We start from the raw sequence: 14,183 nt of genomic DNA, 5'->3' as shown, positions 1-14,183 counted from the left end.
CCGTGCACGGCCAGCTGAGCCCCGGCCTGATCAACCGGGGCTCAGCGCTTCCACTCGATCCGCACCGCCGACGGGTCGAAGTAGCCGCCGCCTGGGCGCCGGCCGCGGGGGGCCGGGAGCACCGTCACCGTCATCAGAGAGGCCAGCACCGCCCGCCGCCTGCTGAGGTCCATGCCGTTCCACGCCTCCGTGGGGTCCTCAGCGGCCACCAGCGCCGCCACAGGATCCGCCCGGACCGCACCCGCCAGCGTCCGCTCCGCGCGCTCCATACGGGCACGCGCGGCCTGCGACGCCACCCGCCACTCCTGCATGTCCATCTCCCCAGCGCCGAGCGCCGCGGCGAGCGAGTCCAGCGTCGCCCGCGCCTGCTGAATGTCCGCCTGCGCCCCGGCCACGTCCACCGGATCCTCCTCCACGGCCAGCAGATCCGCCGCATCCAGCCGCGCCACCCGGTCCAGGAGTATCAGCGTCACGTAGTCGTCCAGCGGGTCGGTGCGGCGGGTCAAGTGTTTCCGGCGGCGGCACCCGTAGTCCGGGACGCGGTGCCCGCCGGACGTGGCGCTGCTGGTGGTACACCGCATCGTCGTCCCGTCCGCACACACCCCGCACAAGTAGATCCCGCTGCCCAAGTACTTGCGTTCGTTGCCCGGAGTGGTGCGCCGCTCCGGATCGGTGAGCACCGCCACGACGGACCGCCATAGCGGCTCCTCCAGCACCGCCGGCCACGACGCGGGCCCGGCCTCCTCCCCGCGGTGGCGGACTATCCCCGCGTTCCGAGGACGCCGGAGCATCGCCCCGACCTCGGCCCCCTCCCACTCGGACCCGGTGGAGGTGCGGATGCCCCGCTGGTTCCAGTCGGCGGCGATGGCGCGCAGCGACGCCCCGGCGAGTACGGCGTGGGCCGCCTCGCGGATCAGCGCCGCCTCCTCCTCGCGGACGGTCACCCCATCCGCCTCGTACCCGAACGGCCGCCTGCCGCCGAACCAGACGCCGCGCTGAGCCATCTGATCCCGCGTCCGGCGCTGCCGCTCCACCATCCGCTCCACCTCGTACCGGGCCTGGACGCCGAGCTGCCGGGCGATCATCCGCCCGGACGCGGTGGACAGGTCCAGCGCCCCCGCCTTCACCGTGCGGGTCTGCACGTCGCGGGGCTGGCACACGTCGATGTACTCCTCCAGCTCGGCCGGGGAGCGGTGGAGACGGTCGGTGTGCCACGCCAGCACGGTGTCCGCGCGCCCGGCACGGAGGTCGTCCAGAAGCTGCCGGTAACCCGGCCTGGGCTTGCCGCTGTAGGCGGACAGGTCGTTGTCGGAGTAGACCGCGACGACCTCGACGCCGAGCTGCGCGGCGAGCGCCTCGCAGTCCTCCCGTTGCCGCTCGACACCGAGGCCGGCGCCCTCGCGGTCGCGGCTGATGCGGCAGTAGATGATGGCGCGGGTGGGGACGGTGGGCGGGTCGAAGCGCATGGCCGTATCCTGCCACGCTATAAGGGTGGTTCACCAGGATTCGCTAGATCGAAGCCGCTGCCACTCTTGGGGACCGACGCGGGGCTGAGGCCGACGGTGAGCTTCCGCTGGGGCCAGTCGATGCCCGAGTTGACGACGGCGGCCCTGACCCGGTCGCGGCTCTCGACCAGGCTCTTGTCCGGCAGTCCGACGAGGGTGAAGGTCGCCAGGCCGGGTTCGAGGTCGGCCTGGACCTCGACGACCACTCCGTCGACGCCGACGAGGGCGACCGAGCAGGTGCGGGCGAAACCCATGTCAGGCCACCCCCTTCAGGTGCTGCACCTGGGGGGCGCCCCGGTCGGGCAGGACGATGCCGACGAGGTCGATGCGCACCCCGCCGGCCGGGAGGCGGCCGTAGCGGGCGAGCCACCGCTGGGTGAGCCAGTGGGAGGCCAGCCTGCGCAGCCGTGCGGCCCTGCTCGGGCTGATGGCGGCCGCCGGATGCCCGTAGGGCCCCGTCCTGCGGGTCTTGACCTCGCAGACGACCAGGGCGTCGGCGTCTCGGGCGACGATGTCGATCTCACCGTCCCGGCAGCGCCAGTTGCGGTCGAGGACGACCATGCCCGCCTCGCGCAGGCGCCGGGCGGCCAGGTCCTCGCCGTAGCGCCCGAGCGCGTTGCCGGCCCGGCCGCCGCCGTACCGGACGTTGCCTCCGTACCTGCCGTTGTCGTTCCTGCCGTTGCCGTTCCCGGCGTCGTTGCCGCTCATCGGAACCACCTCCGGGTCCGACTGTGACGGCGCAGGGGGCGGTCGGGCGGTTCGCGGCCCGTTTCGGTGGACTACCCGCCGGTTGTGGACAACTCGCCCACCCGTGCGGGTGAGCGGCGCGGGCCGGCGTGGACGGGCCGGCCGCCCCTCCCCCGGCTCCCGCGGGCCGGTTCCCGGAACCGCCCGGCCCCCCTTCCCTCGGGCGCGGGGCCGCGGAGATCGCTCACCGCTTGAAGCCGGTGTCCTCGGGCAGGTCGAGGTCGCTCTTGTTGAGCTCCTCGATGTTGACGTCCTTGAAGGTGAGCACCCTGACCTGCTTGACGAAGCGGGCCGGCCGGTACATGTCCCACACCCAGGCGTCGGCCATGGACACCTCGAAGAAGACCTCGCCCTGGACGGAGTGCACCTGCATCTCGTAGTCGTTGGTGAGGTAGAAGCGCCGTTCGGTCTCGATCACGTACCGGAACAGCCCGACGACGTCCCGGTACTCCCGGTAGAGCTTCAGCTCCATCTCGGTCTCGTACTTCTCGAGATCCTCGGCGCTCATGGCGTGTTCCCCTTCAGCGGTGCGTCCCCCCATTGTGCGACAGCCGGGCCCGCTTCCCGCGGACCGAGGCGACCGCCCCCTGCGCGGCGCCGCCGAAGATCAAGGCGGCGCCGGCGGCGATCGCCAGCAGGGCGGGCCGCAGCGGCCCCGGCCGGGAGATCCCGCCGGGCAGCGCCGCGAAGCCCTCCGGGCGCTCGACCATGCCCGCGCTGCCCGGGGGCCAGACGGTGGCGTCGAGACGGCCGGTCACCGCGGCGCGGTCGACGGAGCCGTTGCCGGCGTCCTCCAGGTGCGTGCGGGAGTCCAGCGAGGAGCCGCGGTGGTCCCCGAGGAGGAAGAGCTTCCCCTCCGGGACGGTCGCCTCGAAGGCGGAGAAGGAGGCGTGGCCCCGCTGCTTCAGGTAGGGCTCCTCCAGGGGCTCGCCGTCGATGGTCAGCCTGCCGTCGCGGTCGCAGCACCGGACGGTCTCGCCGCCCACGCCGACGACCCGCTTGATCATCGGCATGTTGCCCCACAGGGGATCCAGGAAGACCACCACGTCGCCGCGCCTGACCTCGTCCCCGTCGATGCGCTCGGCCAGGACGCGGTCCCCGGCCTCCACGGTGGGCGCCATGGAGCCGGTGGGCACGGTGTAGGGCCGGTAGAGCAGGGCGGCCCACACGAAACCGCCCAGGAAGAGGACGCAGCCCACCGCGACGGCCAGCGACGACAGGACGTGGCCCAGACGGCCCCGGCCCCCGGTTCGTTCGGCTCTGCTCACTGGTGCGCTCTCCCGGGAGGTGTGGATCCGCCGACGGCCTGGCCGCAGCCTACCTCCGGGTACGCGCGCGGGTCAGCCCTCGGAGCGGCCGGCCTCCTTCCACCCGCGGGCGGCCCGGGGCTCCGTCCGGGCCGTCAGGCGCCGGCGCCGCCACAGCACCAGCGGCAGCGCGCCCGCGACGCCCAGCGCCGCCGGGGCGGCGGCCAGGCCCTTCTCGGCGAAGGCGTCCGGAACCGGGAGGGTGCCCCACCGGTCGATCGGCCACGCCTTGACGACGGCCCGTCCGACGACCTGGTCCACCGGGACGGTGCCCCGCCCCTCGAGGTCCTGGTGGAAGCGGGAGTCCAGGGAGTTCTGGCGGTTGTCGCCCATCACCCAGATCCGCCCCTCGGGGATCTTCACCGGCCCGAAGCCCTCGGGGCCGCAGGGAGCGCTTCCGGGGAAGATGTAGGACCGCTCGTCCAGGGCCTTGCCGTTGACGGTGACGGGGCCGTTCCTCTCACAGGCCACGGTGTCTCCGCCGACCGCGACGACCCGCTTGATCAGGTCCTGGTCCTCGGCCGAGGGCATCAGGCCGATGAAGCTCATGAACCCCTGGAAGGCCCCGGCGATGCCGCCGGGGTCGCTCTGGGTGCTCTCGTCCAGCCAGCCGCCCGGGTCGTGGAAGACGACGACCTCGCCCCGCTCGGGTTCGGAGCCGAACCAGGGCGTCAGTTTGTCCACCAGGACCCGGTCGCCCCGCTGCAGGGTGTTCTGCATCGAGTCGGAGGGGATGGAGAACGCCTGAAGGAGGAACGTCTTGATCAGCAGGGCCAGGAGCAGGGCGACGCCGATCAGGATGGGGAGTTCCTTGAGGAAGGAGCGCTGCTTCTTCTCCGTCACGTCTCCTCCGCCGCCTCCTCCCGCGCCGCCCGGGTCCGCGCCGCCCTCCGGATCACGGCCTTCCGGGCTCGCGTCCGACCGCTCGCCTCGCTCCGCCTGCTCCTCCTCGGCCCGCCTGTCCGGTCCGTCCGCGCCGGAGCGTGCTCCGACCGCCACGTCCCCCACATCCACTCCTCACACTGCTCGTACTGCGTCGTCGCCCGCGCCTCAGCCGGTGCAGGCCGACGCCTGCCACTCCCATAACGAGCGGAAGTTCCGCAGGGCGCGGGATCCGCATCAACTCATTGTCGCCGCCCGCCGCCGCGGAGGTGGACGCGCCGCGCGGGTCCGGCACGGAGGCGTAGGTCTCGGGCTCCTCCAGCCGTCGCCAGTGGGAGTACGGCCAGGCGATGACCATGGCCTTGCCCACCACGAGGCTCTCCGGGATGGTCCCCTTCCCCGGCTCCTTCAAGTGGTAACGGGAGTCGGCGGAGTTGGCGCGGTGGTCGCCCATGACGAAGATGCGGTCCTCGGGCACCTCCACCTCGAACGGCATCTGCGAGGGGGCGTTCCCGGGGTGGAGGTAGGGCTCGTCGAGGGACGTGCCGTTGACCGTGATCCGGCCGTCCTCGTCGCAGCACCCGACGGTGTCGCCGCCGACCGCGATGACCCGTTTGATCAGGTCCTGTTCGTCGTCCGAGGGCAGCAGGCCGATGAACGTCAGGAACTGCCTGCCCTGCTTGACGCCGACGGGGTCGTTCCGCTCGGGCTTCTCCTGCGGCGGCAGCCAGCCCCCGGGGTCCTTGAAGACGACCACGTCGCCGCGTTCGGGACGGGAGCCGAACCAGGGGGTCAGCTTGTCCACCAGGACCCGGTCGTCGATCCTGATGGTCTGCTCCATGGAGCCGGAGGGGATGACGAACGCCTGGACCAGGAACGTCTTCAGCACCAGGGCGATCAGCAGCGCGACACCCACCAGGACGGGTATCTCCTTGGTGACCGACAGCCTCCGGCGCCGTCTGATCCGCCGGGCCGCGCGCCGCCGGTCGGCCCGCCCCTCCCCGGGCCTGCGCGGCGTCCCGGGGTCGTGCGGCTCCGCGGCGGGGGCCCCGTCGGTCTCCCGGCCCCCCCTGGGCCGTCCGCGCCTACCCATGCCGGCCCCGCAGGGAGCCGATGCGCTCGACGGGCCAGACGATCCAGTCGGCCCGGCCGACGACGCGGTCCACCGGGACGGTGCCCCCTCCGGGGGAGCCGAGGTGGTCCCGGGAGTCGCTCGACCGGGACCGGTGGTCGCCCATCACCCACAGCCGCCCTTCGGGGACCTCGACGTCGAAGGGCACGGCCGAGGGCCGGTCGCCGGGATGGAGGTACGCCTCGTCCACGGGTTCGCCGTTCACCTCGATCCTCCCCCGCTCGTCGCAGCACGTCACCCGGTCCCCGCCGACCCCGACGACCCGCTTGACGTAGTCGGAACCGCCCGAGCGCGCCGGGTCGAACGAACCGGCGCCGTCGAACACGACAACGTCCCCGCGGGCCGGAAGGTTGCCGAAACGGTACGCCAGCTTGTTCACCAGGGCCCGGTCGCCGGTTTCGAGGGTGTTCGCCATCGAGTCGCTCGGGATGCGGAAAGGCTCCAGCACGAAGGCGTGGATCAGCAAGAGCACTCCGGCCGCCCCCGCCGCCAGGGCCGTACAACGCACGGAGCGCGACCGGCGTCCCCGCCCCCGGCCGGGGTGCGGGGCGCGGTCGCGCTCCGTGGGAGGTGTGTGCCGTCCTTCGGTGTCCATCGAGCCGAGAGCCTAACCCGGCCGCGGCGGTCTCCGGACGGACGGCGGCGCGACGGCCCCCTCGGGGCGGCCGGGACGGGCGCGCGTGCGCCGCGCCGGCCGCCTCCGCGGGGCCGTGCCGCGGTCACTTCTCGCGCTTCTCCTTGATCTTCGCGGCCTTGCCGCGCAGCTCGCGCAGGTAGTACAGCTTGGCGCGGCGGACGTCACCGCGGGTGACGACCTCGATCTTCTCGACGACCGGGGTGTGCACCGGGAAGGTGCGCTCCACGCCGACGCTGAAGCTGACCTTGCGGACGGTGAAGGTCTCGCGGACGCCCGAGCCCTGGCGGCGGATGACGACGCCCTTGAACTGCTGCACGCGGGAGCGGTTGCCCTCGATGACGCGGACGTGGACGTTGACGGTGTCACCGGGGCGGAAGCTGGGGATGTCGCTGCGCAGCGAGGCGGAGTCGACGCTGTCGAGCAGGTGCATGTCGGTCTGCTTTCCTCGCCGATGCCACAGGTCATCGGCGGAACGGTTCGTCTGGGATGTCGGAGGGCCACCGCACCGGCGGGCGTCGGTCCCCCTGTGGCAGGGTCGCGCGCCGGACGTGGGCAGCGGCCTATTCTTCCACGCCGGTGGCGGCACGCCCAAATCGGCCGTCGGGTCCCTCGCTCCAGCCCAGCTCCGCCAGCAGCTCGCGGTCCGCGGCGTCCAGCGCGGCGGGGTCGCAGCGCTCGATGAGGTCGGGGCGGTGCCGCGCGGTGCGGATGAAGGCCTGGTCGCGGCGCCAGCGGGCGATCCGCCCGTGGTGGCCGCTGAGCAGCACCTCGGGGATGCCGCGGCCGCGCCACACCGGTGGCTTGGTGTAGACGGGGCCCTCGAGGAGGTCGGCCATGGCCCCGGGGGCGAAGGAATCGTCGCGGTGGGACTCGGCGTTGCCCAGCACGCCGGGCAGCAGCCGGGCGACGGCCTCGACCATGACCAGCACGGGCGCCTCCCCGCCGGCCAGCACGTAGTCGCCGATGGACAGCTCCCGCACCCTCAGGCGCTCGCCGTACTCGTCGATCACGCGGCGGTCGATGCCCTCGTAGCGGGCCGGGGTGAAGACCAGCCAGGGTTCGGCGGCCAGCTCGACGGCGGTCGCCTGGGTGAACGGGCTGCCGCTGGGAGTGGGGACGACGACGACCGGTCCGCCCGCGCCGGAGTCCCCCGCCGCGGCCCCGTCCCCGGCGCCGCTCCGGCCGGAGGCGATGACCGCGTCCAGGGCCTCGCCCCAGGGCTCGGGCTTCATCACCATGCCGGGGCCGCCCCCGTAGGGGGTGTCGTCGACGGTGTTGTGCCGGTCGTGCGTCCACTGCCGCAGGTCGTGGACGCGCACGTCGAGCAGTCCGCGGGCGCGGGCCTTGCCGACGAGGGAGACGTTCAGGGGTTCCAGGTACTCGGGGAAGATCGTGACGATGTCGAGCCGCATCAGGCCCCTCCCCCCTTCCGGCCGCCGTCCGCGCCGCTCCTCCCGGCGCCGCCGCCGTCGCCGTCCTCCTCCGTGCGGGAGCCGGCGATGACGGCCCGGTCGTCCAGCAGACCCGGGGGCGGGTCGACGACCGCGCGCTGCGCCTCCAGGTCGATCTCGGGCACGATCTCGGCGACGAAGGGGATCAGCACCTCTCCCCCGTCCTCCCTGCGCACCACGAGCAGGTCCTGGTAGGGCAGGTGGGCGATCTCCTCGATCCGGCCGACGGCCGCTCCGTCGCGGGTGACGACGTCGAGGTCGACCAGCTGGTGGTCGTAGTACTCGTCGGGGTCCTCGGGGGTCTCGTCCGGGTCGACCTCCGCGATCAGGAGGGTGTTCCGCAGCGCCTCGGCGGCGGTGCGGTCGCGCACGCCCTCGAAGCGCAGCAGCAGCCGTCCGCTGTGGACGCGGCCGGCGGCGATGGTCAGCGGGCCGACGGAGGCGGGATCGGTGGCCAGGACCGCGCCGGGGGCCAGTCGCACCTCGGGCTCGTCGGTGCGCACCTCCACCGTGACCTCGCCCTTGATGCCGTGGGCGCGGCCGATGCGTGCGACTACCAGCTGCACTGCTCGTCACTCCAGGTTGTTCTCGTACAGGACGGCACGGGCCGGGGGCGGCGGTGCCGCCCCCGGCCCGTGCCGGTGCCTCGTGCTGTTCGCTGTGACTCTCAGCGGATCTGGTCGACGTCGACGAGGTCGACGCGGACGCCCCGCCCGCCGAGGGCCCCGACGACGGTGCGCAGCGCGCGTGCGGTCCGGCCGTTGCGGCCGATCACCTTGCCGAGGTCGTCGGGGTGGACCCGGACCTCCAGCACGCGCCCGCGACGCAGGGTGCGGGATTCGACCTGCACCTCGTCGGGGTGGTCGACGATGCCCTTCACCAGATGGTCGAGGGCCTCTTCCAGCATGGTCACGCCTCGGTCGACTCGGCGGGGGCCTCGGCCTCGTCCGCCTTCTTGTCGGCCTTCTTCGCCTTCGGGGTGATGGCCTCACCCTTGGGCTCGTCCCCCGACGCCTTGGCGGCGGCCTCGAAGAGGGCGCGCTTGTCGGGCTTGGGCTCGGCGACCTTCATCGGCTCCGGGGCGGGCAGGCCCTTGAACTTCTGCCAGTCGCCGGTGACCTTCAGAATGGCCAGGACCGGCTCGGTCGGCTGCGCGCCGACACCCAGCCAGTACTGGACGCGCTCCGAGTCGACCTCGATGCGCGAGGGGTTCTGCACCGGGTGGTACAGACCGATCTCCTCGATGGCCCGGCCGTCGCGACGCGTGCGGGAGTCGGCGACGATGATGCGGTAGTGAGGCGAACGGATCTTGCCCAGTCGCTTCAGCTTGATCTTGACTGCCACGGCTGTGGTGTCTCCTGGTGTTGGCGTGGTGGGACCCGGCGGGATGCCACGTGGGGTGGTGGTACCCGAGAGGTCCGATGGACGCGTCAGCCGGAGGAGAGAGGGGTCCTGTGCGGCTGTCGAGTACAGCCGCCCATTGTGCCACACCTCGCGGTCGCGTTTCCCCCCGGCCGCCGGCCCCCTTCCGGCTCCCCCCGGCGCCCTCCGGCCGCTGCGCGTCCTGTTCAACCCACCCCGACCGCCTCCTTCTCCGGGATGCGGAACGGCTTCCCGCAGGCTCCGCACATGATCGGCGCCTGCGCCAGGACGGACGGCACGACCCGGACGTTGCGCCCGCAGTCGCAGACCGCCTTGACCCTCACCCCGCCGCCGGAGGACCCGTGCCGGGCGGCCGGCCCCCGGAAGGCGCGGGAGGTGTCGGTGGCGGTGGCGGCGCTGTGGGCGCGCAGGGCGCGTTGGAGCCGTTCGATGGTGGGCCGGTAGCGCTTCCGCGTCTCGGGCTCCATGACGACCAGCGAGAACCCGCTGCTCGGATGCGGCTCATCCGAGTGCGCCAGGCCCAGTTCCTCGGCGATCGCCAGGAAGCGGCGGTTGTGGTATCGGCCGGCACGCGAGGTGTCCCGGACTCCGCGGGCGGCGGCGATCCCGTGGACTGCCTCGTGCAGCAGCCTCTCGAAGGAGAGCTCGGCGCCGCATGCGGACGACGACTCCCCGATCAGCGATTCGGGCGCGGCCAGGTCGGGCAGCTCGGGGTGGTGCCGTTGAATGTCGGCCCATGCGAGTGCCAGCTCGGCGGCGAGTACAGGTGGTGTCGTGCTCACGTCGTGCACAACGAGCCAGAGTGTCCCGGTGTTCCGATTACGGGGCATCCCAAATAATTTTGCACGTACCAGTCAGTTCAGGTTGATGCATGCCCGACGGGGGCGGGTGCGCCGATCCGGGGATGACCCGGCCCCACCCGCCCCAAGAGGGGGCGTACCGGCCTGCCGGCGCGCCCCCGTGCAAGCCGTCGGGCGCTCCGGCGGCTCAGTAGGCGCGGGCCACCACGGCCACCGTACCGGGAGCGTCGTCGGACCGGGGAACCGACCCGTCCTCGCCCACCAGGCACCGGACGGTGACGGCCTGCTCGGCCAGCTTCGCCTCGCCCTCGGGCCCCAGGTCGGCCCAGGGGATGCGGGCCCAGCCCCCGCCGGCGGCGACCTCGGCGGCCTCCTCCGGCGTCCGCACGTCCGCGGTGCGGGCCTCACGGCGCTCGCGGGACTGGCGCAGCAGCAGCGCCTGGTCCTCCTCCAGCAGCCCGGGGCACAGCTCGGCCAGCGCGTCGACGGCCACCGGCTCCTTGCCCCCGGCGATGCGGCGGACCAGCATCGCGGTGCCGCTCTCCAGATCGCGCGGGCCGATCTCGATCCGCAGCGGGACGCCCTTGAGCTCCCAGTCCACCGCACGGCGGCCGAAGGGGGTGTCGGTGCGGTCGTCGACCTTCACCCGGACCCCGGCAGCGGCGAGCCGGTCGCCGACCTCGCGGGCCTTGGCGAGCACCGCCTCGTCGCCCTTGATGGCCAGGACGACGGCCTGGACCGGGGCCAGGCGCGGCGGGACGCGCAGGCCGTGGTCGTCGCCGTGCATCATCACCAGGGCGCCGATCATCCGGGTGGTCGAGCCCCAGGAGGTCTGCCAGACGTACTCCCGCCCGCCGTCCCTCGACAGGTACCGGGTGTCGAACGCCTTGGCGAAGTTCTGGCCCAGTTCGTGGCTGGTGCCCATCTGGAGCGCCTTGCCGTCGCCCATCATGCCCTCCAGGGTGAGGGTGTTGAGGGCGCCCGCGAAGCGCTCCTTGGGGGTCTTGCGGCCCAGCACGACGTCCATGGCCAGGACGTTCTCCATGAAGTCGGCGTAGACGTGCCGGTGGATGCGGGCCGCGAAGTCCCGTGCGTCCTCGTAGGTGGCGTGGGCGGTGTGCCCCTCCTGCCACAGGAACTCACTCGTTCGCAGGAAGAGGCGGGGACGCATTTCCCAGCGCACCACATTGGCCCACTGGTTGATCAGCAGGGGCAGGTCGCGGTAGCTCTGCACCCACTTGGAGAAGTAGTCGTTGACGATCGTCTCGGAGGTGGGCCGGACGACCACCGGCTCCTCCAGCTCCTTGCCGCCGCCGTGCGTGACCACCGCGAGCTCCGGGGCGAAGCCCTCGACGTGCTCGGCCTCCCGGGACAGGTAGGACTGCGGGATGAACAGGGGGAAGTAGGCGTTCTCCACGCCCTGGGCCTTGATGCGGGCGTCCATGTCCCGCTGCATCCGCTCCCAGAGCCCGTACCCGTACGGCCGGATGACCATGGTGCCGCGCACCGGTCCGTTGTCGGCCAGCTCGGCCTTGCTGATCACGTCCTGGTACCAGCGCGGGAAGTCGTCCGCCCGGGGAGTGAGTACGGGAGCCTTTGCCATGTCGCGCATGTTACGGCGCGGTGCTGCGGATGCGTGAACCGGGATGTCGGGGGAACGTAGGAATGCGCGCGGGCGGCGCGGGCGAGACATCCCGGCGCACCCTCTGGACTCGGGGACAGATGCGCAGTTCCCTGCTTTCGGGGACACCTCTCGGGGGACAGACGGCGGCCGGGTTTCCGGCGATCTTCCATCGGAATGGGGATGTTGCGATGGCACCCACGCTCGCACAGCGGCACCTCCCGCGGCCCGCCCGGGACTGGGCGGAGATCCAGGAACGGATGCTGGTTCCGCTCTACGAGGCGGTGTACGAACGGTTCGAGGTCGGACGGCACACGCACGTGCTGGGTCTGGGCTGCGGCTCCGGACTGGCGCTGGTGATGGCAGCCGCCCGCGGCGCCACCGTCACGGGGACGGACACCGACGAGGCACGCCTGGAGCTGGCCCGGCAGCGGCTGCTGCCGGAGCCGCAGTGGGGGGCGCGGCACTGGAGCGCGCGGGTGCTTCCCGGCGGACCGGACGGCGGGCCGGAGGCCGCGGCGCTGCGCGAGGGGCCGCCGCCGACCCTGGTGACGGCCTTCGACACCCTGCCCGGCCCGGAGGTGCTGGCGCGGGTGGCGCAGGTGACGGGACGGGGCGTTCCGGTGGTGCTGGCGGGCTGGGGCCCGGCCGAGCGCTGCGCCGCCGCCCCCGCGCTGCGGGTGGCCGAGCGGCTGGCCGAGCCGCGGCGGACGGCCGGGCGCTGCTGGCGGCCCGGCGGCCGGGACGACCTGGAGGACCTGGCCCGGCGGGCCGGGCTCCGGCCCGACGGCTCGGGGCGGGTGGCGTGCCCGTTCGGCTACGCCGACCTGGACAGCGCGGTGCGGGGCCTGGTCTCCACCGGCCTGTACGACGCGGCGGTCCGGGCGACGGACGAGGGGCAGGTCACCAAGGAGCTGGCCGAGGCGCTGCGTCCGCACGTGCGGCCCGACGGCACCGTGTGGATGCAGAACCTGTTCCGGTACGTCGTCGCCATGACCTGACGGGCGCCGCCGCGTCCGGGCCGTGTGCCCGGCGCCGGGCACACGGCCCGGAGGCGCGGGAGCGGGGCCGCCCCGGGGAACGGGCGGGCGGGTCCTGAAGGACCCGCCCGCCCGTTCCGCGCCCGCCGTCCGCGCCGGCGGGCGCCGTGTCACTTGGGCGGGAGGAGGTCCTTGAACTCCTGGGGCAGCTCGAAGTCGTCCGGGACCTGCCCGCCGGGCAGGCCGAAGGCGCTGCCCTGGGCCGCGGCGCGGCGCTCGGCCAGCGCCTGCTCCTCCGCCTTGCGCTTCATCGGGTTGCCCGAGCGCTGCTTGCCCTTGGCCTTCTTCTGCTTGCCCTTCTTGCGGGCGCCGCCCGCCCCCGGCAGGCCCGGCATCCCGGGCATGCCCGGCATCCCGCCGCCCTGGGCCATCCGCGACATCATCTTGCGGGCCTCGAAGAAGCGCTCCACGAGGTTCTTCACCGCGCTGACGTCCACGCCGGAGCCCCGGGCGATGCGGGCCCGCCGCGAGCCGTTGATGATCGTGGGGTCCTCGCGCTCGGCGGGGGTCATCGACTTGATGATCGCGGCGGTGCGGTCCACGTCGCGCTCGTCGATGCTGTTGATCTGCTCCCGCATCTGCCCCATGCCGGGCATCATCCCCAGCAGCTTGGAGAGGGAGCCCATCTTGCGGACCTGCTCCATCTGGGACAGGAAGTCGTCGAGGGTGAACTCCTTCGGCCCCTTGGCCAGCTTGGCGGCCATCTTCTCGGCCTCTTGCCGGCTGAAGGTCTGCTCGGCCTTCTCGATGAGGCTGAGGACGTCGCCCATGCCCAGGATGCGGGATGCCATCCGGTCGGGGTGGAAGGCGTCGAAGTCGTCCAGCTTCTCGCCGTTGGAGGCGAACATGACCTGGCGGCCGGTGACGTGCGCGATCGACAGGGCCGCACCGCCGCGGGCGTCGCCGTCGAGCTTGGAGAGGACCACGCCGTCGAAGCCGACGCCGTCGCGGAAGGCCTCGGCGGTGTTGACGGCGTCCTGGCCGATCATGGCGTCGACGACGAAGAGGACCTCGTCGGGGCGGACCGCGTCGCGGATGTCGGCGGCCTGCCGCATCAGCTCCTCGTCGATGCCCAGGCGTCCGGCGGTGTCGACGATGACCACGTCGTACTGCTTGGTGCGGGCGTACTCGATCGAGTCCTGGGCGACCTTGACCGGGTCGCCGACGCCGTTGCCCGGCTCGGGGGCGTAGACGCCCACGCCCGCGCGCTCGGCGACGACGGTGAGCTGGTTGACGGCGTTGGGTCGCTGGAGGTCGCAGGCGACCAGCAGCGGGGCGTGGCCCTGGGCCTTGAGCCAGTGGCCCAGCTTGCCCGCCAGGGTCGTCTTGCCCGCGCCCTGGAGGCCGGCGAGCATGATCACGGTGGGCGGGGTCTTGGCGAACCGCAGGCGGCGGGTCTCGCCGCCGAGGATGCCGATGAGCTCCTCGTTGACGATCTTGACGACCTGCTGCGCGGGGTTCAGGGCCTTGGAGACCTCCGCGCCCGTGGCGCGCTCCTTGACCTGCTTGATGAAGGCCCGCACCACGGGCAGGGCGACGTCGGCCTCCAGCAGGGCGATACGGATCTCGCGCGCCGTGGCGTCGATGTCCGCCTCGCTCAGACGGCCCTTGCCCCTGAGGTTCTTGAACGTCGCTGTGAGGCGATCGGAGAGAGTGTCGAACACGGCGGTCGCGGATC

Annotated in this window: 16 protein-coding genes and 1 pseudogene; 1 reads left to right on the top strand and 16 read right to left on the bottom strand. The window is 72.9% G+C overall.

The window, feature by feature from the left end; all coding sequences use genetic code 11:
- Positions 1–41 precede the first annotated feature (41 nt).
- The 15 genes and pseudogenes from ACFSJS_RS22455 to proS all read right to left on the bottom strand — a co-directional run bounded on the left by ACFSJS_RS22455 (position 42) and on the right by proS (position 11,447).
- On the bottom strand, positions 42–1,466 hold the full coding sequence (locus ACFSJS_RS22455; RefSeq protein WP_380903245.1) for a recombinase family protein: 1,425 nt from the start codon (positions 1,464–1,466) through the stop codon (positions 42–44).
- Between the two features lie 41 nt (positions 1,467–1,507).
- Positions 1,508–1,759 (bottom strand): annotated as a pseudogene (locus ACFSJS_RS22450) (magnesium chelatase domain-containing protein); the annotation flags it as partial.
- Position 1,760: 1 nt separating this feature from the next.
- Entirely contained in the window at positions 1,761–2,213 is a 453-nt protein-coding gene (locus tag ACFSJS_RS22445) for a YraN family protein (RefSeq protein ID WP_380903243.1), read from the bottom strand.
- 223 nt (positions 2,214–2,436) lie between these two features.
- Positions 2,437–2,760, bottom strand: coding sequence for a DUF2469 domain-containing protein (locus ACFSJS_RS22440; RefSeq protein WP_380903241.1), 324 nt, complete (start codon positions 2,758–2,760; stop codon positions 2,437–2,439).
- Positions 2,761–2,773: 13 nt separating this feature from the next.
- A complete protein-coding gene (gene lepB / locus ACFSJS_RS22435) occupies positions 2,774–3,520 on the bottom strand; it encodes a signal peptidase I (protein WP_380903239.1) in 747 nt (248 codons plus the stop codon).
- A 72-nt stretch (positions 3,521–3,592) separates the two neighbouring features.
- Positions 3,593–4,558, bottom strand: a complete 966-nt coding sequence (lepB, locus tag ACFSJS_RS22430) for a signal peptidase I (RefSeq protein ID WP_380903237.1) — start codon at positions 4,556–4,558, stop codon at positions 3,593–3,595.
- The gene (lepB, locus tag ACFSJS_RS22425; protein ID WP_380903235.1) at positions 4,455–5,534 is read right to left on the bottom strand and encodes a signal peptidase I; all 1,080 of its coding nucleotides are present in this window, start codon (positions 5,532–5,534) and stop codon (positions 4,455–4,457) included. Before lepB (ACFSJS_RS22425) ends, lepB (ACFSJS_RS22430) begins: the two co-directional genes overlap by 104 nt.
- On the bottom strand, positions 5,527–6,168 hold the full coding sequence (lepB, locus tag ACFSJS_RS22420) for a signal peptidase I (RefSeq protein WP_380903233.1): 642 nt from the start codon (positions 6,166–6,168) through the stop codon (positions 5,527–5,529). Before lepB (ACFSJS_RS22420) ends, lepB (ACFSJS_RS22425) begins: the two co-directional genes overlap by 8 nt.
- Positions 6,169–6,292: 124 nt before the next feature.
- A complete protein-coding gene (gene rplS, locus ACFSJS_RS22415; RefSeq protein ID WP_380903231.1) occupies positions 6,293–6,640 on the bottom strand; it encodes a 50S ribosomal protein L19 in 348 nt (115 codons plus the stop codon).
- Positions 6,641–6,770: 130 nt separating this feature from the next.
- The gene (gene trmD, locus ACFSJS_RS22410) at positions 6,771–7,622 is read right to left on the bottom strand and encodes a tRNA (guanosine(37)-N1)-methyltransferase TrmD (RefSeq protein WP_380903229.1); all 852 of its coding nucleotides are present in this window, start codon (positions 7,620–7,622) and stop codon (positions 6,771–6,773) included.
- Positions 7,622–8,227, bottom strand: a complete 606-nt coding sequence (gene rimM, locus ACFSJS_RS22405) for a ribosome maturation factor RimM (RefSeq protein ID WP_380903227.1) — start codon at positions 8,225–8,227, stop codon at positions 7,622–7,624. The genes trmD and rimM overlap by 1 nt, the downstream gene beginning before the upstream one ends.
- A 101-nt stretch (positions 8,228–8,328) precedes the next feature.
- Positions 8,329–8,568 (bottom strand): RNA-binding protein, encoded by a 240-nt coding sequence (locus ACFSJS_RS22400; protein WP_380903225.1) that lies wholly within the window; start codon positions 8,566–8,568, stop codon positions 8,329–8,331.
- Between the two features lie 2 nt (positions 8,569–8,570).
- On the bottom strand, positions 8,571–9,005 hold the full coding sequence (gene rpsP / locus ACFSJS_RS22395) for a 30S ribosomal protein S16 (RefSeq protein WP_380903223.1): 435 nt from the start codon (positions 9,003–9,005) through the stop codon (positions 8,571–8,573).
- 224 nt (positions 9,006–9,229) lie between these two features.
- Positions 9,230–9,826 carry a hypothetical protein gene (locus ACFSJS_RS22390; protein ID WP_380903221.1) on the bottom strand — a complete coding sequence of 199 codons (597 nt, stop codon included), beginning with the start codon at positions 9,824–9,826 and terminating at the stop codon, positions 9,230–9,232.
- 205 nt (positions 9,827–10,031) lie between these two features.
- Positions 10,032–11,447 carry a proline--tRNA ligase gene (gene proS, locus ACFSJS_RS22385; protein ID WP_380903219.1) on the bottom strand — a complete coding sequence of 472 codons (1,416 nt, stop codon included), beginning with the start codon at positions 11,445–11,447 and terminating at the stop codon, positions 10,032–10,034.
- A gap of 209 nt (positions 11,448–11,656) precedes the next feature.
- Between proS and ACFSJS_RS22380 the strand changes: the two genes are divergently transcribed.
- Positions 11,657–12,466, top strand: a complete 810-nt coding sequence (locus tag ACFSJS_RS22380) for a methyltransferase domain-containing protein (protein WP_380903217.1) — start codon at positions 11,657–11,659, stop codon at positions 12,464–12,466.
- A 149-nt stretch (positions 12,467–12,615) separates the two neighbouring features.
- On the opposite strand, the gene ffh is transcribed toward ACFSJS_RS22380, so the two are convergent.
- On the bottom strand, positions 12,616–14,169 hold the full coding sequence (gene ffh, locus ACFSJS_RS22375; RefSeq protein WP_380903215.1) for a signal recognition particle protein: 1,554 nt from the start codon (positions 14,167–14,169) through the stop codon (positions 12,616–12,618).
- Positions 14,170–14,183: the final 14 nt, after the last annotated feature.

The sequence above is a fragment of the Streptomyces desertarenae genome, from assembly GCF_042681365.1.
GTDB classification, from domain to species: Bacteria; Actinomycetota; Actinomycetes; order Streptomycetales; family Streptomycetaceae; genus Streptomyces; species Streptomyces desertarenae.
The sequence above is the reverse complement of the archived record's forward strand: the minus strand, read 5'-3'. Positions and strand labels throughout refer to the sequence as shown.

Excerpts from the sequence above, each read along its gene's own strand:
- rplS (WP_380903231.1), bottom strand. The coding sequence starts at position 6,640 with ATGCACCTGCTCGACAGCGTCGACTCCGCCTCGCTGCGCAGCGACATC.
- ACFSJS_RS22400 (WP_380903225.1), bottom strand. The coding sequence starts at position 8,568 with ATGCTGGAAGAGGCCCTCGACCATCTGGTGAAGGGCATCGTCGACCAC.
- ACFSJS_RS22440 (WP_380903241.1), bottom strand. The coding sequence starts at position 2,760 with ATGAGCGCCGAGGATCTCGAGAAGTACGAGACCGAGATGGAGCTGAAG.
- lepB (WP_380903235.1), bottom strand. The coding sequence starts at position 5,534 with ATGGGTAGGCGCGGACGGCCCAGGGGGGGCCGGGAGACCGACGGGGCC.
- ACFSJS_RS22445 (WP_380903243.1), bottom strand. The coding sequence starts at position 2,213 with ATGAGCGGCAACGACGCCGGGAACGGCAACGGCAGGAACGACAACGGC.
- ACFSJS_RS22455 (WP_380903245.1), bottom strand. The coding sequence starts at position 1,466 with ATGCGCTTCGACCCGCCCACCGTCCCCACCCGCGCCATCATCTACTGC.
- trmD (WP_380903229.1), bottom strand. The coding sequence starts at position 7,622 with ATGCGGCTCGACATCGTCACGATCTTCCCCGAGTACCTGGAACCCCTG.
- lepB (WP_380903233.1), bottom strand. The coding sequence starts at position 6,168 with ATGGACACCGAAGGACGGCACACACCTCCCACGGAGCGCGACCGCGCC.
- proS (WP_380903219.1), bottom strand. The coding sequence starts at position 11,447 with ATGGCAAAGGCTCCCGTACTCACTCCCCGGGCGGACGACTTCCCGCGC.
- ACFSJS_RS22380 (WP_380903217.1), top strand. The coding sequence starts at position 11,657 with ATGGCACCCACGCTCGCACAGCGGCACCTCCCGCGGCCCGCCCGGGAC.